Here is a 19586-nt window from a genome sequence, read left to right on the forward strand (position 1 = left end):
CGTACGCTGGTCGGATGTCACTCGCACCACTCGCGCGCATCCCCAAGGCCGAGCTTCACCTGCACATCGAAGGCACCCTCGAACCCGAGCTCGCCTTCGAACTCGCCGCACGCAACGGCATCACGCTGCCGTACGCCGACACCGAGGAGCTGCGGAAGGCGTATCTCTTCGCCGACCTCCAGTCCTTCCTCGATCTCTACTACTCGCTGATGGCCGTCCTCGTCACCGAGGACGACTTCGAGGCGCTCGCCGACGCCTATCTCGCGCGCGCCGCCGAGCAGGGCGTGCGGCACGCCGAGATCTTCTTCGACCCGCAGGCGCACGCGGCGCGGGGCGTGGGGATGGGCACCGTCGTCGAGGGGCTGCACCGGGCGCTCGCGCGCAGCGAGGAGCGGCACGGGATCTCCACCAAGCTGATCCTCTGCTTCCTGCGCGACCAGTCCGCCGAGTCGGCGATGGAGACCCTGGAGGCCGCGAAGCCGTACCTCGACAGGATCGTCGGCGTCGGGCTCGACTCCGCGGAGGTCGGCAACCCGGCGTCCAAGTTCCGAGACGTGTACGCGGCCGCCGGCGAGCTCGGTCTGCGCAAGGTCGCGCACGCGGGCGAGGAGGGCGACCCGTCGTACGTGTGGGAGGCCCTGGACGTCCTCGGCGTCGAGCGCGTCGACCACGGGCTGCGGTCCCTGGAGGACCCGCAGCTGGTGGAACGCCTCGTACGGGACCGGATCCCGCTCACGCTGTGCCCGCTGTCGAACGTGCGGCTGCGCACCATCGACATGCTGGAGGACCACCCGCTGGCCAAGATGATGGACGCGGGCCTGCTGTGCACGGTCAACTCCGACGACCCGTCCTACTTCGGCGGCTACGTCGGCGACACCTTCCACGCCGTCCACGAGGCCCTCGCACTCGACCACGACCGAGTGCGGGAGCTGGCCCGCAACTCGTTCGTGGCGTCGTTCCTCGACGGCGGCGAGGAGGACGAGGCGCGCAGGGCGCGTTACATCGCCGAGGTCGAGGCGTACGAGCTGGACGACATCTCCGGCTGACCCGACGGCCAGTGTTCCGGCACCGACGGCTGGGGCTCCGGCTCCACGCCGTCGGGGCCCACCGCCGTGAACGTCGTGAACGCGGGCGCCGGGGCCGTGGGCACCTCGATGTCGAACAGCTCGACCACCGGCTGCTCCAGCACACCCGACGGCGGCACGATCGCGCCGACCGGGGCACCACTGTGGCGCCGTGCCGCCCCCGCGAACAGCGGGCGGCCACCGGTGTGCAGGGTCACCGCGGTCAGCGGCACCGCGAGCAGCAGCAGCGCGACGGCGAGCACCGCGCCCATCACGGGGAAGCCCACCGACTGGGACAGGACGCTGCCGGCCAGCGGGCCGCAGGCCGTGCCGAGCGAGGACGCCGAGCCGATGAGGACCGCCCAGCGGCCGCGCGGGTCGAGCGAGGCCGCGAGGCCGAGGACGTACGACAGGACCACCGGGTAGAGGGTGTTCCAGGCGATCTCGCCCGAGGCGAAGGACGCGAGGCCGTCCGCGCGGGCGCTGAGCAGGACGCAGCAGGCGATCGCCGCCGTGCCCGCCCCGATGGGCAGCGCGCGGCCCAGGCGGACGCCGACCGCGCCCGCGCCGATCACGCCGAGCAGCCCGACGCCGAGCGCCACCGCGAAGACCGAGCCGACCGCGACCTCGGACAGGCCGGCCTGTTCGGTGCCGATGCGGCTGCTGACACCCCACAGCGCGTTCTGCGCCATCGACCAGCACACCAGGGTCACCGCGAGCAGCAGGCCCGAACGGGCATGGGGGAGCGGCGAGTCGGGAGCCTGGGCCGCGCAGTTGTCCGGGGTGGCGGGGTCCGCGAGGCCGCGGGTGGCGGGCCACACGGCGAGCGCGGTGGCGGCGAGCGCCGCGAACGGCAGGGAGCTGCCCTCGCTGATCCGCGGGATGGTCAGGTAGAGGCCGCACGCGAGCGCGGACACGCTCAGCAGGCCGAGCGTGGAGGCGCGGTGCGGGTCCTTCTGCGCGGCGATCCCGGTGGCCGCGACGGCCGTCGCCGTACCCGATCCGAAGCCGCCGACCATCGCACCCGCGACGAGTATCGGAGTGGTGGTGGCGAGGGCGGCGGTGCCGTAGCCGACGGCGGCGAGGATCAGTCCGGCGCGGGCCGCGCGGCGGGCGCCGACCCGTTCGACGCGGGCCGCGAGCGTGAGGCCCGCGGCGGCCGAACTCAGCAGCAGCGCACTGCCGATGAGGCCGGCCTGGGTGGGGGAGAGTCGCAGGCTGTAGGCCACTCTGCCGACGATGGTGGGCAGGAGGTAGGCGGCGAGATAGCCGGCCGTGAAGAGGGCGATGAGCGCGGGCCGGGAGGTGCGCGAGGACACGGGCGTTCCTAGGACGGGCCCCTTGCCTTGGACGCTGTTTTGGGCAAGGGGGTGCTAAGGCAGGTGAGTTGGGAGCGCGACGTCTTTGCGAACGGGACCGAACCGGGGACGTGGGCGCGGCCAATTTGTATCAAGCGCATGGGGGGTGCACGGAAGCCGGGGGGCTGTGACGCGTGACACATTTGGTTTGGGGGTGGTTCGGCCGGGCAGAAGAGGCGATTTTTGCGCGGTGCGGTGGTGGTGCGGTGCGGGGATGCAGCGGTGCCGCTCAGCGCCAGTCGGGGACGCCGGAGGTGCCCCGGTGGGCCGTCGCCTCGATCTTCACGCGGGTCTCGCGCATGACCGCCACGATCCGCTCCTCGTGCCCGGGCGTCAGCCGGAACACCGGCACCGAGCAGCTGATGGCGTCGTGCGCCGGGGCCGCGTAGCGCAGCGCGAAACCGAAGCCGACGATGCCGTCGACGCCCTCCTCGCGGTCGACCGAGTGACCGCGCTCGCGGATCGCGGCGAGATCGGCGGCGAGCGCCTCGCGGGTGGCGTGCGTGCGCCTGGTGGACTGCTCGTACGGGCCCGGCGGCAGCTCGTCGTCCGGGCGCTCGGCGAGCAGCGCCTTGCCCAGCGCGCCGATGTGCGCGGGCAGTCGGCGGCCCACGCGGCTGATCGTGCGCAGATACTCGTGCGACTCACGGGTCGCCAGATACGCGACGTCGAAGCCGTCGAGGCGCCCCAGGTGGATCGTCTCGCCGAGCGCGTCCGACGCCTCGTCGAGGAACGGGCGCACGGCACGTACGTACGGATCCGTGTCCAGATAGCTGGTGCCGGTCAGCAGGGCGCGGATGCCGATGCCGTACAGGGAACCCGTCACGTCCGTACGTACCCAGCCGCGCGCGATGAGCGTCTGGAGCAGCGCGTACATCGAGCTGCGCGGCACCGCGAGTTCGTCGGCGAGCTCCTGGAGGCGGGCCGGGCGGTCGCCGCGGGCGGCGAGCACATCGAGCAGATCGACGGTCCGGGCGGCCGACTTCACCTCGCGGACCCCGCGCTGCGGCTCGCCGTCCTGCCGCTGCCCGGCCCTGCTCTCTGCCATGCGCCGATCGTAATCCTGCCGCTTCGTGACAGGTTGATGTCGTCCCCCGTGGTACGCGAACCGGTCGTGCAGACTGTCCAAACCCGTACCAATGCAGGGAGTGCGACGTGACCTCCGACCGACCCAGAACGGACCCCCTCGCGGCGCTGCGCACGACGGCCGACCCGCCCTACGACGTCTATCTCACCGGCACGGTCTTCCTCGACATCATCTTCACCGGTCTCGACAGCGCGCCCGTGCGGGGGACGGAGTCGTGGGCGCGCGGCATGGGATCGAGCCCCGGCGGGATCGCGAACATGGCGACGGCGCTCGCGCGGCTCGGCCTGCGCACCTCGCTCGCCGCGGCCTTCGGTGACGACCACTACGGCGAGTACTGCTGGGACGCGCTCGAACACGGTGAGGGCATCGACCTGAGCTACGCGCGTACGGTGCCGGGGTGGCACTCGCCCGTCACCGTGTCGATGGCGTACGAGGGCGAACGCACGATGGTGAGCCACGGGCACGAGCCGCCGCCCGTGGAGCCCGCGCCGGACTGTCCGCCGCGTGCCCGGGCCGCCGTCGCCTCGCTCGTGCCCGGCGCGGAGGAGCCGTGGGTCGCGACGGCCGCGCGCTCCGGTACGCGGATCTTCGCCGACGTGGGCTGGGACGAGACCGGCCGCTGGGACTTGGCGGCGCTGCCGGGCCTGCGGCACTGCGAGGCGTTCCTGCCGAACGCCGAGGAGGCGATGCGGTACACCCGTACGTCCTGTCCGCGGGCCGCGGCGCACGCGTTGACCGAGCATGTGCCGGTGGCCGTGGTGACGCTCGGGGCGGAGGGGGCGTACGCGGTGGACGGGCGGACCGGTGAGACGGCGTCCGTCCCGGCCATCGAGGTCGAGGCGCTCGATCCGACCGGGGCCGGGGACGTGTTCGTGGCCGGCTTCGTCACCGGCACCCTGGCGGGCTGGCCGCTCGCCGACCGCCTCGCCTTCGCCGGTCTCACGGCGGCGCTCTCCGTCCAGGAGTTCGGCGGCTCGCTGTCGGCGCCGGGCTGGTCGGAGATCGCGGCCTGGTGGAAGGAGGTCCGCTCCAACGACCACCAGAACCGCTGCGCCCTGGACCGCTACGCCTTCATGTCCCCCCTCCTCCCGGACACGTCCCGCTCCTGGCCCCTGCGCCGCGCGGTCCCAACGATCGGCTTCGGCCGCTCGGCGTAGCGGGCCGGCGGGGGCCGGCGGGGTCGGTGGTTTGGCGGGGCGGTGTCCGCGGCGCGGCCGGGGCCGGCGATCGGGTCCGCTGGTCGGCTTAGCCGGGCCGTGTCCGTTGCGCGGCCGACGCCAATGACCGGGATCGGTGGTTCGGCGTGGCCGGTGCGTGGTCGGCGCCGGCGATCGGGTTCGGCCGCTCGCCGGTGCAGGCGCCCCTGCTGCCTGGCCTATCTCCCACCCGCCCGCCCCCTCCGGGGGCTTGGGCCTCCCGGGGTGCGCTTCCGCCGGGCCGGGTATGTGCCGGTCGGGCGTGGTTGCCGCGTTGTCGGCGCCGCCGGTCGGCTTGGTGGTTCGGTGTGGCCGACACCAGTTGCCTCGCCCAGCCACCGCCTGCCCCCGCCCGGGGCAGGCGCACCCCCACCCGACCCCAGCGGGCCGCCCCGGCCATCGGCCTCCACCGTGATGCCTAACGCGCCCGCGCGTAAATGCCTTGTCCGCCTGACCGCACGCGTGCGAGATTGGCTGCCGTTGCCAACCGGCGGCCCAGCACTTCACGGATCCCAAGGGACTGAAGCCCATGATCTCGGCGACCCGCAGCGGCCGTCGTCCGCACTGAGTCCGGGCTTTCGCGGCAACGGACTCGCTCCTCACGGCGGCCCCACGCACACACGTCACCTGTCAGCTGTGCGCTTCTTTTACGTGAGGACATCACCATCACCATGGACATCGACGTCCAGAGCTTCACCGTCGCCCACCTGCGCCGCCGTCCGGAGCCGGTCGAGGCGGGCGGCTTCGTGCTCGGGTTCGATCCGGCCACCACCAGCCCGTACGTCAACTACGCGACGCCGGTGCCGGGCGCGACGCCCACCGCCGACGATGTGCGCGCGCTCATCGCCGCGTTCCGGGAGCGGGGGCTCACCCCGCGCCTGGAGTTCGCGCCGGACGCCGCACCGCAGGCCGCCGCCGCGCTCGACGCCGCCGGGTTCACGGCCGAGGCCGAGCACACGTACCTGGTCTGCACGGCGCGGACGCTCGTCGTACCCGCGCACCCCACCGTCGAGGCCCCGGCCGACGACGGCGACTACCTCGCGCTCGACGCGACGCTCGCCGAGGCGTTCAGCGGGGAGTTCGCCTCGTCGCCCGAAGGGGCCGCGCGGCTGCGGCGTACCGAGGAGACCGGCGGCGCCGTCCGCTTCGTGCGGGCCGACGACGGCACCGTCGCCGGCGGGGCCCTGTGCAGCGCGCCCGCCGCGGGCACCGCCGAACTGGCCGGCGTCGGCACCCGCCCCACCCACCGGGGCCGGGGCATCGCAGGCGCCGTCACCGCCGAACTGGCCCGCGTGCTGCTGCACGAGCGCGGCGCCGCATCGGTGTGGCTGGAGTACGGCGGGCACGACTCCCGGCGCGTGTACGAGCGCGTCGGCTTCCGCCCGCGCGGCACCCGCCGCTACGTCCGCCTCGACGCCCCGCTCGATGCCTGACCGATCCGTCGGACGGACCCCGACCGGCCCCGGCCGAATCCGAAACCCGCTCGGCGTTGTCGTACCCGCGCCGTACCCTTGGCGGTGCAGTAGAACACCGCAGAAGACCACCGCAGGACACCACCGCAGAGAGTCCCGTACGGGGAGGAAGCAAGGGCCTCGGGCCCGGCTCATGACGCAGACACCATCCAGCGCCCGCGCACAGTTCACCGTTCCGCCGAAGCACCCCATGGTCGAGGTGCTCGGGTCGGGGGACGCGCTGCTGCGAGTGATCGAGAAGGCCTTCCCGGAGGCCGACATCCACGTCCGGGGCAATGAGATCAGCGCGACGGGGGAGCCGGGGGAAGTCGCCCTCATCCAGCGCCTGTTCGACGAGATGATGCTGGTACTGAGGACAGGGGCACCGATGACCGAGGACGCCGTGGAGCGTTCCATCGCCATGCTGAAGGCGGGCGGGAGCAACGGGCAGGAGACGCCCGCCGAGGTGCTCACGCAGAACATCCTGTCGTCGCGCGGCCGCACGATCCGCCCGAAGACGCTGAACCAGAAGCGCTACGTCGACGCGATCGACAAGCACACGATCGTCTTCGGCATCGGCCCGGCCGGCACCGGCAAGACGTACCTGGCGATGGCCAAGGCCGTCCAGGCCCTGCAGGCCAAGCAGGTCGACCGGATCATCCTGACCCGGCCGGCGGTGGAGGCGGGCGAGCGGCTCGGATTCCTGCCGGGGACGCTGTACGAGAAGATCGACCCGTATCTGCGCCCCCTGTACGACGCGCTGCACGACATGCTCGACCCGGACTCGATCCCGCGCCTGATGGCGGCGGGCACGATCGAGGTGGCGCCGCTGGCCTATATGCGCGGCCGCACCATCAACTCGGCGTTCATCATCCTCGACGAGGCGCAGAACACGACGCCCGAGCAGATGAAGATGTTCCTGACCCGGCTCGGCTTCGACTCGAAGATCGTGATCACGGGTGACGTGACGCAGGTCGACCTGCCGGGCGGCACCAAGAGCGGGCTCCGTCAGGTGCAGGACATCCTGGCGGACGTCGAGGACGTGCACTTCTCGCGGCTCACGTCCCAGGATGTCGTGAGGCACAAGCTCGTCGGCCGTATCGTCGACGCGTACGAGAAGTACGACACCGAGCACGGTACGGAGAACGGCACTCACAAGGGCCGTCCCAGAGGGAACCAAGGAAAGTAGTCCAACAGCGCCATGTCGATCGACGTCAACAACGAGTCCGGAACCGAGGTCGACGAGCAGGCGATCCTCGACATCGCCCGCTACGCCCTCGCCCGGATGCGGATCCACCCGCTGTCGGAGCTCTCGGTGATCGTCGTCGACGGCGACGCCATGGAGCAGCTGCACGTGCAGTGGATGGACCTGCCGGGGCCGACGGACGTCATGTCGTTCCCGATGGACGAGCTGCGGCCGCCGATGAAGGACGACGACGAGGCCCCGCAGGGCCTGCTCGGCGACATCGTGCTGTGCCCGGAGGTCGCCAAGAAGCAGGGTGAGGACGCGCCCACGCAGCACTCCATGAACGAGGAGCTCCAGCTCCTCACCGTGCACGGAGTGCTGCACCTGCTCGGCTACGACCACGAGGAGCCCGACGAGAAGGCCGAGATGTTCGGCCTCCAGGCGAGCATCGTGGACGGCTGGCGTGCGGAGAAGGGACTGACGGGGCCGTCTCCGGCGCCGACCGTGTCATGAGTCCTTCGCTGATCGCCGGGGCCGTCGCGCTGGTCGTGATCGCCTGGCTCGCCGCCTGCGCCGAGGCAGGCCTCGCGCGGGTGTCGAGCTTCCGTGCCGAGGAGGCCGCGCGGTCCGGGCGGCGCGGCAGCGCCAAGCTCTCCCAGGTGGCCGCCGACCCGACGCGCTATCTGAACGTGGCGCTCCTGGTGCGCGTCGCCTGCGAGATGGCGGCCGCCTCGCTCGTCACGTACGCGTGCCTGGAGGAGTTCCAGGAGACGTGGCAGGCGCTGCTCGTCGCCATCGGCGTGATGGTGCTGGTGTCGTACGTCGCCGTGGGCGTCTCGCCGCGCACCATCGGGCGGCAGCACCCGCTGAACACCGCCACCGCGGCCGCGTACGTGCTGCTGCCGCTGGCTCGGATCATGGGTCCGATCCCGCCGCTCCTGATCCTCATCGGTAACGCGCTCACCCCCGGCAAGGGCTTCCGCCGCGGCCCGTTCGCCTCCGAGGCGGAGCTGCGGGCGCTGGTCGACCTCGCCGAGAAGGAGTCCCTCATCGAGGACGAGGAGCGCCGCATGGTGCACTCCGTCTTCGAGCTGGGCGACACCCTCGTGCGTGAGGTGATGGTGCCGCGCACCGACCTCGTCGTCATCGAGCGGTACAAGACCATCCGGCAGGCCCTCACCCTCGCCCTGCGGTCCGGTTTCTCGCGGATCCCCGTGGTCGGCGAGAGCGAGGACGACGTCGTGGGCGTCGTGTACTTGAAGGACCTTTCGCGCAAGACGCACATCAACCGGGACGCAGAGGCCGAGCTGGTGTCGACCGCGATGCGGCCCGCGACGTTCGTGCCGGACACCAAGAACGCGGGCGATCTGCTGCGCGAGATGCAGCAGCTGCGCACGCACGTCGCCGTCGTGATCGACGAGTACGGCGGTACGGCCGGCATCGTCACGATCGAGGACATCCTCGAGGAGATCGTCGGCGAGATCACCGACGAGTACGACCGTGAGGTGTCCTCCGTGGAGGAGCTCGGCGACGAGCGGTTCCGGGTGACGTCCCGCCTCGACATCGGCGACCTCGGCGAGCTGTACGGCATCGAGGAGTTCGACGACGAGGACGTGGAGACGGTGGGCGGGCTGCTCGCCAAGGCCCTCGGCCGGGTCCCGATCGCCGGGGCCTCGTCCCTGGTCACACTGCCCGACGGGCGGGCGCTGCGGCTGACCGCGGAGGCCGCTGCGGGCCGCAGGAACAAGATCGTGACCGTGCTCTCGGAGCCGGTCGGCGAGGAGGAGAGCGCCGGGTGACGCCTCAGGAGCTGCGCACGTTCTGCCTGTCGTTCAACGCGGCGGTGGAGGACTTCCCGTTCAGTCCGGAGATCTCCGTGTTCAAGGTGCTGGGCAAGATGTTCGCCCTGTCGCATCTCGACGCCCGCCCGCTGACCGTGAACCTCAAGTGCGCACCCGAGGACGCGGTGCGGCTGCGCGGCGAGTACGAGGGCGTCATCGTGCCCGGCTGGCACATGAACAAGCGGCACTGGAACACGGTGACCGTCGACAGCCCCGATGAGCTCCCGGACCGGCTGGTCCGGGAGCTCATCGAGGACTCGTACGACCTGGTGGTTGCGGGCCTGCCGAAGGCGGAGCGGCTGCGGCTCGACAGGCCCTAGGCCGCTAATCGCGTCGGGTCCGCAGGCCCAGCGCCACCAGCGCCGCCGCCACCAGGGTGATCGCCGCGGCGAGCGTGATCACCGTGTGCGCACCGGTCAGCAGATCCGTGGACGTCGTCGCGAGGACGCCGAGCAGCGGGATGCCGACGGTGATGCCGATCTGCTGGGTCGAGGTGACCAGGCCCGTGGCCAGGCCCTGCTCCTCGTCCGGCACACCCGAGGTGACCGTGAGGCCGTACGAGATGATCGCGCCCAGGTGGAAGGCGCTGGCCAGCGAGACCCCGGCGGTCGCGAGCCAGACCGAGGCGCCGTCGGTGCCGATCCCCAGGAGCGAGGCGATGAGCACGCCCTGTCCGACGAGCGAGCCGATGAGGGTGCGGCGGGCGCCGAAGCGGCCGACGACCTTCGGCGTGTACGCCCCCGCGACCACCGACAGGACGCCCTGGACGCCGAAGACGAGGCCGGTCTCGAAGGCCGACAGGTGCAGGACCTCCTGGAGGTAGAGGGTCAGCACGAAGACGATCGTCGACATCATCGAGAAGGTGACCAGGCCGCCCAGATTGCCCCACGCGATGGTGCGGCGGCGCAGCATCGGCAGCGACACCAGCGGCTGGGCGCTGCGGGACTCGACGGAGACGAAGGCGGTCAGCAGGGCGAGGCCCGCGACGAGCGTGATCAGGACGTCGGCGCGGCCGAAGCCGACCTCCGCCGCCGTGGACAGCGCGTAGATCAGGGCGAGCAGGCCGCCCGTGACCGTGACGGCGCCGGGGACGTCCAGGCGCGGGCGGTCCGGGGTGCGGGACTCGGGCAGCAGGGCGGGGGCCAGCGGCAGCACGATCAGCGCGAACACGGTCAGCAGGCCCATCGTGGAGCGCCAGCCGAGCGCGTCGGTGAGGGTACCGCCGGCGACCATGCCGACGGTGAAGCCGAGGGACATCAGGGTGCCGGAGATGCCGAGCGCCTTGTCGCGCTGCGGGCCCTCGGGGAACGTCGTGGTCAGCAGCGACATGCCGGTCGGCACGATCGCCGCCGCGCCCACGCCCTGGAGCGCGCGGCCCGCGAGGAAGGATGCCGGGTCCCAGGCGAACGTCGCGAGCAGCGAGGCCGCGCCGAACAGGGCGAGCCCGGACAGGAAGATCCGGCGCCGCCCGTACAGGTCGCCGATCCGGCCGAAGAGGAGCAGGAAGCCGCCGGACGGCAGGGCGAAGGCGGTCACCGCCCACTGCAGCGCGGACGTGCTCATACCGAGGTCGGGACCGAGCACCGGCAGCGCCACGTTCAGCACGGAGAAGTCGAGCGCCACCATGAACTGGGCGGCGCACAGGACGAAGAGGACGAGCTTGTCGCGGCCCGACAGGCGGGGCGCGGCGGGTGGTCGGGAGGTGGTGGTGGTCTGCGGGGATGCGGTGTCGATCGCCATGGCCATGAGCTTCGTACGACCGGAATAACCGTGGAGAGTGGGAACTTATGCTGGTGGTCGCACCACCAGACAACCGGGGGAGTCGTACGTGGCCGAGAGCGCAGCGCTCAAGAAGCACCGGCTCAGCGAGTTGCGGGAGTTCCTGATGAGCCGCCGCGCGCGGGTCTCGCCCACCGAGGCCGGCCTGCCCGACGGCGGCGCCCGGCGCCGTACGCCCGGCCTGCGCCGCGAAGAGGTCGCCGTGCTCGCCGGGGTCGGCGCCTCCTGGTACCAGTGGCTGGAGCAGGGGCGGGACATCTCGGTGTCGCCGCAGGTGCTCGACTCCGTGGCGCGGGTGCTGAAGCTGACCAGCGCGGAGCGGCGCCACCTGTACGTGCTCGCCGGGCTCAACCCGCCCGCGTACGAGGTGGATCCGGGCGACCAGCAGATGTGCGACGGGTTGCAGCGGCTCATCGACGCCTGGATGCCGTTCCCGGCGCACATCATGGACGCGTACTACAACTGCGTGATGTACAACGACGCGGCGGCGATCGTCCTCGCGATGCGTCCGGAGAACCGGCAGAACTGCGTCATCGACTTCTTCACCGACTCCCTCTACCGCGCCCGCAGCGAGAGTTGGGAGCAGAACGCGGCGACGGTCGTCGCCCAGTTCCGTGCCGCGTGTTCGGAGTGCCCCGACGACGAGGGCTTCCAGGAGGTCGTCGCCGAACTCAAGGCGGTGAGCCCGGAGTTCGTGGAGCTGTGGGAGCGCCGCGACATCAAGCAGCAGGGGCAGGTCCGCAAGGAGCTCACGCATCCCGTGGCCGGGCTGCTGGTCATGGAGTCGACCGCCATGAAGATCCCCGCGCGGCCGGACCTGACCGTCGTGCTGCACACCCCGATGGCCGAGGCGGACACGGCGGCGAAGCTGGAGTGGCTGGCGTCGCCGGAGGGGCGGCGTGGGGCGATGTACCCCGTCGCGGGGTGAACCCGACCCACTTCCTTATGCTCACCTCATGACTGAGAGCACCGACCTCGGCCCCGAGGACCGCAAGATCGTCACCCTGGCCCGCTCCACGCGGGCCCGCAACGGTGTGCCCGAGGGCGCGGCCGTGCGTGACGAGACGGGGCGCACCTACGTCGCGGGCACCGTCGCCCTCGACTCCCTGAAGCTGAGCGCGCTGCGGACGGCCGTCGCCATGGCGGTGGCGTCCGGAGCGCAGTCCCTGGAGGCGGCGGCCGTCGTCTCCGCGTCCGACGAGCTTCCGGCGGAGGACCTCGCGGCCGTACGTGACCTGGGCGGGGCCGGTACGCCGGTGTTCCTCGCCGGGGGCGACGGTGCGGTGAAGGAGACCCTGCCGGCGGGCTGAACTCCCTTGTGCGCAACGGCTTTGTGAGCACCCTCACGCCCGCCGCTCACCCGGGCCCGACGGCCCGGTGCGGCGGGCGTCGTGCGTGTGGGCGCGGGGGCCCGGGGAGCGTCCTGCGGGACCGATGGCCCGGGGCGAAGGTCCCGGCGGGACGGGACCCCGGGGCGGGACCGAAGGGTGGCGCGGTGGGTCGGGCGGCCCATGGGGCGGTGGCTCGGCGTGGCTCACGGTGGAGTGGTCGCCCGCTGCGGCAGCCGACCGACCGGCCGCCGCACCGGGCGACCCACCACGTCCCCAAACAAAGGTTCTGCTTCGTGTTCTCCGCCGTGCTTCGTCGTCCCTCCGCCGCCCGTATGTCCCGTACCCGTCGTCTTGGCGCGGCCGCCGTTCTGGCCGGGGCCAGTGGGGTGCTGGTGCTCGCCGGTACCGGCAGCGCTTCGGCGGCCACCGGGGCGTCGGCGTCCCAGTGGCAGTCCGTCGCCCAGTGCGAGGCCAGTGGGAACTGGGCCGCGAACACGGGGAACGGGTTCTCGGGTGGGCTTCAGTTCACGCCGTCGACGTGGGCCGCGTACGGCGGTACGCAGTACGCGTCCTCCGCGCATCAGGCGACGGCGTCGGAGCAGATGGCTGTCGCCAACAAGGTTCTGGCCGAACAGGGGCCGGGGGCGTGGCCGGTCTGCGGCGCCAAGGCGGGCCTGTAAGCCGCGCGCTTCAAGCCCCTGCGGCGTTTGAGCAGCGGGGTCTGGGGCAGAGCCCCAGCGGCGCCGCTCAATTTAAGCCCCTGCGGCGATTGAGCAGCGGGGTCTGGGGCAGAGCCCCGGCGGCGCCGCGCGCCCAACGCCACGGGGCTCCGCCCCGGACCCCGCGCCTCAAACGCCGGCGGGGCTGGATTTGCCCGGCCTCGCGCTTGAGTGTGCCGTAGGGGCTGGATTTGCCCCGCCTCGCGCTTGAGTGTGCCGTAGGGGCTGGATTTGCCCCGCCTCGCGCTTGAGCGTGCCGCAGGGGCTGGATTTGCCGGGCCGGGGCTTGAGTGTGCGGTCCGGCGAAGGACGTCAGATCGCCTCCGGGCCCCGCTCGCCGGTGCGGACGCGGACCACCGTGTCGACCGGCGTCGCCCAGACCTTGCCGTCGCCGATCTTCCCGGTCCGTGCGGCCCGCACGATCGCGTCCATCGCCGGGTCGAGGTCCGCGTCATCGACGACGACCTCGATGCGCACCTTCGGGACCAGGTCGACCTGGTACTCGGCGCCCCGGTACACCTCCGTGTGCCCGCGCTGGCGGCCGTAGCCGCTCGCCTCGGTGACGGTCAGGCCCATGATGCCCAGCTCCTGGAGCGCGGTCTTGACCTCGTCGAGGCGGAAGGGCTTCACGACCGCGGTGATCAACTTCATGGCGCGACCTTTCGGGCGACGGGGGCGGCACTCAGGACGCCGTGATCGTACGCACTCTCCGCGTGGGCCGTCTGGTCGAGCCCCGTCATCTCCTCGTCGGGCGCGGCCCGGAAGCCCATCAGCTTGTCGATGGCCTTCCCGATCCCGTACGTGACGAGGAACGTGTAGGCCGCGACCACCAGCACCGCGAGCAGCTGCTTGCCGAGCTGGCCGAACCCGCCGCCGTACAGCAGGCCCACCTTCGCCGGGGACCCCGTCATCGCGGATGTCGCGAACAGGCCGATGAGCAGCGTGCCGACGACACCTCCCACGAAGTGCACGCCCACCACGTCGAGCGAGTCGTCGTAGGAGAAGCGCAGCTTCCAGGCGACCGCGTACGAGCAGACGACACCGGCCACGAGCCCGACCACCGCCGCGCCCGGTACGCCGACGACCCCGCAGGCCGGGGTGATCGCGACCAGACCGGCGACCGCACCCGAGGCCGCGCCGAACGTCGTCGGGTGCCCGTCCCGCCGCTGCTCCACGAACAGCCAGCCCAGCAGCCCCGTGCAGCCCGCGATCAGGGTGTTGAACAGGGAGGCCGCGGCGACGCCGTTCGCGCCGAGCGCCGAGCCGCCGTTGAAGCCCAGCCAGCCGAACCACAGCAGGCCCGCGCCCATGACCACCATCGGCAGGTTGTGCGGGCGCATCGCGTCCTTCTTGAAGCCGATGCGTGGGCCGAGGACGAGACAGAGCGCCAGACCCGACGCGCCCGAGGCGATCTCCACGACCAGTCCGCCCGCGAAATCGAGGGCTCCGAGGTGGTTCGCGATCCAGCCTCCGGGCCCCCACACCCAGTGCGCCACGGGAACGTATACGAGCAGTGCCCAGACGGGTACGAAGACCAGCCACGCCCCGAATTTCGTGCGGTCCGCGACCGCCCCGCTGATCAGTGCCGCGGTGAGGATCGCGAAGGTCAGCTGGAAGGTCGTGAAGAGGAAGGTCGGGACCGTGCCGGTGACGTCGGACGGACCGATGCCCACCATGCCCGCGTGCTCCAGGCCGCCGATCAGGCCCGCGAAGGCGTCGTCGCCGAACGCGAGCGAGTAGCCCGCGACCAGCCACACCACCGTCACGAGCGCGATCGACACGAAGCTCATCATCAGCATGTTGAGGACGCTCTTCGTGCGGACCATGCCGCCGTAGAAGAGCGCGAGTCCCGGCGTCATGAGCAGCACGAGGGCGGTGGCGGCGAGCAGCCAGGCGGTGTCGCCGGTATCGAGTGCGGGGGCGGCGAGGGGCACGGTCGAGGCAGGCATGCCGATCAGCGTCATGGGTCCGCGTTTCCGGAACCGCACGTACGGGTTTCCGCCGTGTTTCTTGTTGCCGGGTGGTTACCGGGGCCTCACTGTGCTGCGGCACCCCCGCCATCGGGGACAATGGGCGCCATGAGCGCTCGTACCCAGCCGTCCCAGTCGTCGAATTCCTCGGAGCCCGTGCACCGCGCCGGCTTCGCCTGCTTCGTCGGCCGCCCCAACGCGGGCAAGTCCACCCTCACGAACGCTCTGGTCGGCAAGAAGGTGGCGATCACCGCCGACCAGCCGCAGACCACGCGGCACACCGTGCGCGGCATCGTGCACCGCGAGGACGCGCAGCTGATCCTGGTGGACACCCCCGGCCTGCACAAGCCGCGTACGTTGCTGGGCGAGCGGCTCAACGACGTGGTGCGCACCACGTGGGCCGAGGTCGACGTGATCGGCTTCTGCCTGCCCGCCGACCAGAAGCTCGGCCCCGGCGACAAGTTCATCGCCAAGGAACTCGCGTCGATCAAGAAGACGCCGAAGGTCGCCATCGTCACCAAGACGGACCTCGTCGACAGCAAGACCCTCGCCGAGCAGCTCATCGCCATCGACCAGCTGGGCCGGGAGCTGGGCATCGAGTGGGCGGAGATCGTGCCCGTGTCGGCCGTCGGAGAGAAGCAGGTGGACCTGCTCGCCGATCTGCTGATCCCGATGCTGCCCGAAGGGCCGATGCTCTACCCCGAGGGCGACCTCACGGACGAGCCCGAGCAGGTCATGGTCGCGGAGCTGATCCGCGAGGCCGCGCTCGAGGGCGTACGGGACGAGCTGCCGCACTCCATCGCCGTCGTGGTGGAGGAGATGCTGCCGCGCGAGGACCGGCCCAAGGACAAGCCGCTCCTCGACATCCACGCGTTCGTCTACATCGAGCGGCCCAGCCAGAAGGGCATCATCATCGGCCCGAAGGGCAAGCGCCTCAAGGACGTCGGCATCAAGTCCCGCAAGCAGATCGAGGCGCTTCTCGGTACGCCGGTCTACCTGGACCTGCACGTCAAGGTCGCCAAGGACTGGCAGCGGGACCCGCGGCAGCTGCGCAAGCTCGGGTTCTGAGCCCGGGGCCATCAGGAAGGCCCTGAGAGAGCTCTACGCGGGGTCGCTCGGCGTCAGGTCCTGGAGGCCGATCACCCGCAGCAGCTCCAGGCGCTCGTACGTCTCCGTGCCCGGCCGCGCCGAGTGCACGACGAGCTGCTGGCCGTGGCCGTTGCCCGTCAGCACCTCGCAGTCGAGGTCGAGGACGCCGACCACGGGGTGCACGAAGCGCTTCGGTGACGGCCGGTTCACCACGACGTCGTGCCTGCGCCACATCGACTCGAACTCCCTCGAAGCGGCGCGCAGCTCGGTGACGAGCGCGGCCGGGCCCGGGTCGTCGGGGCGGGCCGCGGTGACCGCGCGCAGATTCGCCACATGGGAGCGGGCGTGCGGCTCGTGCGCCTCCGGCGGGAACAGGGCCCGGCAGTCCGGCTCCACGAACCAGCGGCGCACCATGTTCTCCCCGACGTGCTCCCCGGTGAGCGCCACCGACATCGGGTTCTGCGCGAGCACCGTGCCCCAGTCGCTCATCACCGACGCCGGCAGGTCGTACAGCCGGTCCAGGATCAGCAGCAGGCCCGGGCTGACGTGCTCCGACGAGGTCCCGGGCCGCGGCGGCTCCTCGCCCGCCAGATGGAACAGATGGTCCCGCTCGACGTCGGACAGGCGCAGCGCGCGGGCCAGGGCGGTGAGCATCTGCCGCGACGGATGCGAGCCGCGGCGCTGTTCGAGCCGCGTGTAGTAGTCCGTGGACATCCCGGCGAGCTGCGCCACCTCCTCGCGGCGCAGGCCCGGGATGCGGCGGCGCGGGCCTGCCGTGAGCCCCACGTCGGGCGGGGACAGGCGGGTGCGGGAGCGGCGCAGGAAGTCGGCGAGTTCGGGGCGGTTCACGTATTCAGGATCGCGCGGGCCGGGCGTCGTATCCAGCCCGTATCCAGGGAGTGCCGGTCCCTGGATGAACGCGTCTCTCCCGCCGGGCGCCCGGATCTCCGAGGCTTCGAGGCATGGCTACGACATCGCTATCGAGGAGGCGGCCATGCTGACACTGGTGACGGGTGCGACGGGACAGGTCGGGCGGCGCTTCGTGCCCCGGCTGCTGGCGGGCGCGCCGAAGGGCGACCGGGTGCGGGTGCTCGTACGGGACGAGGCCCGCGGGGAGCGGTTCGCCGGGCTGGGCGCGGAGGTGGTGGTCGGCGATCTGCGCGACGCCGGCGTGCTGGGCAAGGCGACGGCCGGGGTGGATTCCGTGGTGAACGTCGCGGCGGCGTTCCGCGGGGTGCCGGACGAGGAGGCGCGGGCGGTCAACCGGGACGCGGCGATCGAGCTGGGCCGCGCCGCGGTGGCATCAGGCGTGCGGAGGTTCGTGCAGGTCAGCACGGGGCTCGTGTACGGGGCCGGGCGGCGGCGGCCGCTGGTCGAGAGCGACGAGACGGTGCCGGGCGGCAGTCTGTGGGGCGCCTACCCCCAGTCCAAGTGGGAGGCGGAGCGGGCGCTGGTGGCCATGGACGGCCTCGACGACCTGCGCATCGGGCGGCTGCCGTTCGTGTACGGCGAGGGGGACCCGCACCTCGCGGATGTGCTGCGGTGGGCGCCGAACTGGCCCGCGATGCAGCGCCTGCACATGGGCCATCACGTCGACGTCGCGCAGGGTCTGCGGCGGCTGCTGTACGCGCCAGGGGCGAGCGGCGTCTACAACATCGCGGACGACGCGCCGGTGACGACGGTCGACCTGTTCCAGCTCAACGCCGTGCCGGTTCCTGTGGAGGTTTACGAGACGGGGGACGCCGACTCGTGGCACGGGGTCATGTCGACGGACCGTATTCGCCGAGAGCTGGGATATCGGCCGGTGTTCCCGTCGGTGTGGGCGGCGCGGGACGCGGGCGTGCTTTAGCGCCGCAGGCGCGTATTAGGCGCCCTCCTTCAACACCCGTGAGATCAGCCTGCGTTGTTCCTCCGACAGGCGGGGGTCCGCGCAGTAGACGGTCGTGTCGTCGACCGTGATCGTGTAGCTGAAGCCGTCGGGTACCCCTATCGGCGGCGTGCTCCGGCCGGAGGCCACCGCCTTCTCGGCCAGGGCGCGCCACTCGTCGGCATCGGACCGGCCCGCCGTGTCCACCTCGGCGTGCCGGTCGATGCCGGCGAATCCGCCCGTGCGTGAGACGTGAATACGCATGGGTCCTGTCTACTCCTACGGGCGCCTACTGGGTAGGAACGCCGACCTGTTCCCAGGCCTTGAGCACCGACTGGTACTCCTCGCCCTCCTGGTAACGGGCCTTCGCGGCCTTCAGCGTCGCCTTGGCGAAGTCGGCGAAGAGGCAGTCCTGCGCGAGCTCGCCGCCGGTGAGCGTGTCGTACCAGATCTGGCCCGCCCGCTCCCACGCGTGCCCGCCGAGCGCCTCGGCCAGGATGTAGAACGCGTGGTTGGGGATGCCGGAGTTGATGTGCACGCCGCCGTTGTCACGGCCCGTCTTCACGAAGTGGTCCATGTCGGCGGGCTGCGGGTCCTTGCCGAGGACATCGTCGTCGTAGGCGGTGCCCGGGGCCTTCATGGAGCGCAGGGCGACGCCCGTGACGCGCGGCGCCAGCAGACCCGCGCCGATCAGCCAGTCGGCCTCGGAAGCGGTCTGGCCCAGCGTGTACTGCTTGATCAGCGAGCCGAAGACGTCGGACATCGACTCGTTGAGCGCGCCCGGCTGACCGAAGTACGTCAGGTTCGCCGTGTACTGCGTGACGCCGTGGGTCAGCTCGTGGCCGATGACGTCGACGGGGATGGTGAAGTCGAGGAAGATCTCGCCGTCACCGTCGCCGAACACCATCTGCTCGCCGTTCCAGAACGCGTTGTTGTACTCCTCGGAGTAGTGCACCGTCGCGTTCAACGGCAGACCGCTGCCGTCGATCGAGTGCCGGGAGAACTTCTCCAGGTACAGCTCGAACGTCGCGCCGAGCCCCGCGTACGCGCGGTTGACGGTCGCGTCCTTGCCGGGCTTGTCCCCCTCGCCGCGGACCTTGCGCCCCGGCAGCTCCGTGCGGTGCCGGGCGTCGTAGATGGTGCGGTGCGGCTTCTGGCCCTCCAGGCCCGCGGGCGGGGCGACGGAGGGCGCGCCGATGACGGTCGTCATCCGGCGGTGCGTGCGCTCGAAGGCGTCGCGCTCAAGGGAGCGGCGGGCCCTGGCGGCGATCGCGGAGTCCTCGGCCTGAGCGGCCTTGTCGAGGACGTGGGGCGGCACGATGGTGCAGAACACGGGCTCGAACCCCTGTGGGTTCCCCGTTGGATTTGCGGTCATGCGAGGCAATCTGGCACCGGGTGATGCCGCTGTCACTACCTGCCACCATGATTAGCGAAATAGAGGTATTGATCACCTCTTACCCGTTACCTGTCCGTGGTCCCGCATACTGATACGGGTCTTCGCGTCGGGCGGTACTCGACTAAGGTGCGGTGCATCATGCGTTTCGGGCTGCTTCTCCTTAGCTGCCGCGGCGAGGGCCTGTAGACAAGGCCGGCTCCCTCCCCGCGGAGTTTGGTGTTGCGCCGTCGGCCGCCTTCAAGGCCACCTCCG

19 protein-coding genes and 1 pseudogene are annotated in these 19586 nt (G+C 71.5%); 12 read left to right on the forward strand and 8 right to left on the reverse strand.

The window, feature by feature from the left end; translation table 11 throughout:
* Window positions 1-14: 14 nt before the first annotated feature.
* Entirely contained in the window at window positions 15-1046 is a 1032-nt protein-coding gene (locus ACOKM3_RS27525) for an adenosine deaminase (RefSeq protein ID WP_426903700.1), read from the forward strand.
* On the opposite strand, the gene ACOKM3_RS27530 is transcribed toward ACOKM3_RS27525, so the two are convergent.
* Entirely contained in the window at window positions 998-2383 is a 1386-nt protein-coding gene (locus ACOKM3_RS27530) for an MFS transporter (RefSeq protein WP_426903701.1), read from the reverse strand. The two genes, ACOKM3_RS27525 and ACOKM3_RS27530, sit on opposite strands and share 49 nt — an antisense overlap.
* A gap of 268 nt (window positions 2384-2651) precedes the next feature.
* Window positions 2652-3470, reverse strand: a complete 819-nt coding sequence (locus ACOKM3_RS27535; RefSeq protein ID WP_426903702.1) for an IclR family transcriptional regulator — start codon at window positions 3468-3470, stop codon at window positions 2652-2654.
* Window positions 3471-3577: 107 nt separating this feature from the next.
* Between ACOKM3_RS27535 and ACOKM3_RS27540 the strand changes: the two genes are divergently transcribed.
* From ACOKM3_RS27540 to ACOKM3_RS27565, 6 genes are all read left to right on the forward strand, one after another.
* Window positions 3578-4666 (forward strand): carbohydrate kinase family protein, encoded by a 1089-nt coding sequence (locus ACOKM3_RS27540; RefSeq protein ID WP_426903703.1) that lies wholly within the window; start codon window positions 3578-3580, stop codon window positions 4664-4666.
* 710 nt (window positions 4667-5376) lie between these two features.
* A complete protein-coding gene (locus ACOKM3_RS27545) occupies window positions 5377-6138 on the forward strand; it encodes a GNAT family N-acetyltransferase (RefSeq protein ID WP_426903704.1) in 762 nt (253 codons plus the stop codon).
* A gap of 172 nt (window positions 6139-6310) precedes the next feature.
* A complete protein-coding gene (locus ACOKM3_RS27550) occupies window positions 6311-7345 on the forward strand; it encodes a PhoH family protein (RefSeq protein WP_426903705.1) in 1035 nt (344 codons plus the stop codon).
* Between the two features lie 12 nt (window positions 7346-7357).
* Complete coding sequence (gene ybeY, locus ACOKM3_RS27555; protein WP_426903706.1) at window positions 7358-7855, forward strand: rRNA maturation RNase YbeY; 498 nt, start codon at window positions 7358-7360, stop codon at window positions 7853-7855.
* On the forward strand, window positions 7852-9141 hold the full coding sequence (locus tag ACOKM3_RS27560; protein ID WP_426903707.1) for a hemolysin family protein: 1290 nt from the start codon (window positions 7852-7854) through the stop codon (window positions 9139-9141). The genes ybeY and ACOKM3_RS27560 overlap by 4 nt, the downstream gene beginning before the upstream one ends.
* Entirely contained in the window at window positions 9138-9503 is a 366-nt protein-coding gene (locus ACOKM3_RS27565; protein ID WP_426903708.1) for an MmcQ/YjbR family DNA-binding protein, read from the forward strand. The genes ACOKM3_RS27560 and ACOKM3_RS27565 overlap by 4 nt, the downstream gene beginning before the upstream one ends.
* A gap of 4 nt (window positions 9504-9507) precedes the next feature.
* On the opposite strand, the gene ACOKM3_RS27570 is transcribed toward ACOKM3_RS27565, so the two are convergent.
* Window positions 9508-10923: an MFS transporter gene (locus ACOKM3_RS27570; RefSeq protein WP_426903709.1), complete on the reverse strand. Its 1416-nt coding sequence runs from the start codon at window positions 10921-10923 to the stop codon at window positions 9508-9510.
* 145 nt (window positions 10924-11068) lie between these two features.
* Here ACOKM3_RS27570 and ACOKM3_RS27575 point away from each other — a divergent pair, with 145 nt between their 5' ends.
* From ACOKM3_RS27575 to ACOKM3_RS27585, 3 genes and pseudogenes are all read left to right on the forward strand, one after another.
* Entirely contained in the window at window positions 11069-11890 is an 822-nt protein-coding gene (locus ACOKM3_RS27575; protein ID WP_426906913.1) for a helix-turn-helix transcriptional regulator, read from the forward strand.
* A 28-nt stretch (window positions 11891-11918) separates the two neighbouring features.
* Complete coding sequence (locus tag ACOKM3_RS27580) at window positions 11919-12272, forward strand: cytidine deaminase (protein WP_426903710.1); 354 nt, start codon at window positions 11919-11921, stop codon at window positions 12270-12272.
* A 353-nt stretch (window positions 12273-12625) separates the two neighbouring features.
* Window positions 12626-12955: pseudogene (locus ACOKM3_RS27585) on the forward strand (transglycosylase family protein); the annotation flags it as partial.
* Between the two features lie 369 nt (window positions 12956-13324).
* Here the strand turns inward: ACOKM3_RS27585 and ACOKM3_RS27590 are convergent.
* Window positions 13325-13663 carry a P-II family nitrogen regulator gene (locus tag ACOKM3_RS27590; protein ID WP_426903711.1) on the reverse strand — a complete coding sequence of 113 codons (339 nt, stop codon included), beginning with the start codon at window positions 13661-13663 and terminating at the stop codon, window positions 13325-13327.
* The gene (locus ACOKM3_RS27595; RefSeq protein ID WP_426903712.1) at window positions 13660-14961 is read right to left on the reverse strand and encodes an ammonium transporter; all 1302 of its coding nucleotides are present in this window, start codon (window positions 14959-14961) and stop codon (window positions 13660-13662) included. Before ACOKM3_RS27595 ends, ACOKM3_RS27590 begins: the two co-directional genes overlap by 4 nt.
* 120 nt (window positions 14962-15081) lie before the next feature.
* Here ACOKM3_RS27595 and era point away from each other — a divergent pair, with 120 nt between their 5' ends.
* Window positions 15082-16050, forward strand: a complete 969-nt coding sequence (gene era / locus ACOKM3_RS27600) for a GTPase Era (protein ID WP_426903713.1) — start codon at window positions 15082-15084, stop codon at window positions 16048-16050.
* A gap of 33 nt (window positions 16051-16083) precedes the next feature.
* Here the strand turns inward: era and ACOKM3_RS27605 are convergent, their stop codons facing one another.
* The gene (locus tag ACOKM3_RS27605) at window positions 16084-16920 is read right to left on the reverse strand and encodes a helix-turn-helix transcriptional regulator (RefSeq protein WP_426903714.1); all 837 of its coding nucleotides are present in this window, start codon (window positions 16918-16920) and stop codon (window positions 16084-16086) included.
* A 145-nt stretch (window positions 16921-17065) separates the two neighbouring features.
* On the opposite strand from ACOKM3_RS27605, the gene ACOKM3_RS27610 reads away from it, so the two are divergent.
* On the forward strand, window positions 17066-17920 hold the full coding sequence (locus ACOKM3_RS27610; protein WP_426906915.1) for an NAD-dependent epimerase/dehydratase family protein: 855 nt from the start codon (window positions 17066-17068) through the stop codon (window positions 17918-17920).
* A gap of 15 nt (window positions 17921-17935) precedes the next feature.
* On the opposite strand, the gene ACOKM3_RS27615 is transcribed toward ACOKM3_RS27610, so the two are convergent.
* Window positions 17936-18202, reverse strand: coding sequence for a protealysin inhibitor emfourin (locus tag ACOKM3_RS27615; protein ID WP_426903715.1), 267 nt, complete (start codon window positions 18200-18202; stop codon window positions 17936-17938).
* Window positions 18203-18227: 25 nt separating this feature from the next.
* Window positions 18228-19313, reverse strand: coding sequence for a M4 family metallopeptidase (locus tag ACOKM3_RS27620; RefSeq protein WP_426903716.1), 1086 nt, complete (start codon window positions 19311-19313; stop codon window positions 18228-18230).
* Window positions 19314-19586: the final 273 nt, after the last annotated feature.

It is taken from the genome of Streptomyces nidicola (genome assembly GCF_050106155.1).
In the GTDB taxonomy this organism is placed as follows: Bacteria; Actinomycetota; Actinomycetes; order Streptomycetales; family Streptomycetaceae; genus Streptomyces.

Excerpts from the sequence above, each read along its gene's own strand:
- ACOKM3_RS27620 (WP_426903716.1), bottom strand. The coding sequence starts at position 19,313 with ATGACCGCAAATCCAACGGGGAACCCACAGGGGTTCGAGCCCGTGTTC.
- ACOKM3_RS27595 (WP_426903712.1), bottom strand. The coding sequence starts at position 14,961 with ATGCCTGCCTCGACCGTGCCCCTCGCCGCCCCCGCACTCGATACCGGC.
- ACOKM3_RS27535 (WP_426903702.1), bottom strand. The coding sequence starts at position 3,470 with ATGGCAGAGAGCAGGGCCGGGCAGCGGCAGGACGGCGAGCCGCAGCGC.
- ACOKM3_RS27570 (WP_426903709.1), bottom strand. The coding sequence starts at position 10,923 with ATGGCGATCGACACCGCATCCCCGCAGACCACCACCACCTCCCGACCA.
- ACOKM3_RS27610 (WP_426906915.1), top strand. The coding sequence starts at position 17,066 with ATGCTGACACTGGTGACGGGTGCGACGGGACAGGTCGGGCGGCGCTTC.
- ACOKM3_RS27545 (WP_426903704.1), top strand. The coding sequence starts at position 5,377 with ATGGACATCGACGTCCAGAGCTTCACCGTCGCCCACCTGCGCCGCCGT.
- ybeY (WP_426903706.1), top strand. The coding sequence starts at position 7,358 with ATGTCGATCGACGTCAACAACGAGTCCGGAACCGAGGTCGACGAGCAG.
- ACOKM3_RS27590 (WP_426903711.1), bottom strand. The coding sequence starts at position 13,663 with ATGAAGTTGATCACCGCGGTCGTGAAGCCCTTCCGCCTCGACGAGGTC.
- ACOKM3_RS27580 (WP_426903710.1), top strand. The coding sequence starts at position 11,919 with ATGACTGAGAGCACCGACCTCGGCCCCGAGGACCGCAAGATCGTCACC.
- ACOKM3_RS27575 (WP_426906913.1), top strand. The coding sequence starts at position 11,069 with ATGAGCCGCCGCGCGCGGGTCTCGCCCACCGAGGCCGGCCTGCCCGAC.
- ACOKM3_RS27550 (WP_426903705.1), top strand. The coding sequence starts at position 6,311 with ATGACGCAGACACCATCCAGCGCCCGCGCACAGTTCACCGTTCCGCCG.
- ACOKM3_RS27525 (WP_426903700.1), top strand. The coding sequence starts at position 15 with ATGTCACTCGCACCACTCGCGCGCATCCCCAAGGCCGAGCTTCACCTG.
- ACOKM3_RS27615 (WP_426903715.1), bottom strand. The coding sequence starts at position 18,202 with ATGCGTATTCACGTCTCACGCACGGGCGGATTCGCCGGCATCGACCGG.
- ACOKM3_RS27560 (WP_426903707.1), top strand. The coding sequence starts at position 7,852 with ATGAGTCCTTCGCTGATCGCCGGGGCCGTCGCGCTGGTCGTGATCGCC.
- era (WP_426903713.1), top strand. The coding sequence starts at position 15,082 with ATGGGCGCCATGAGCGCTCGTACCCAGCCGTCCCAGTCGTCGAATTCC.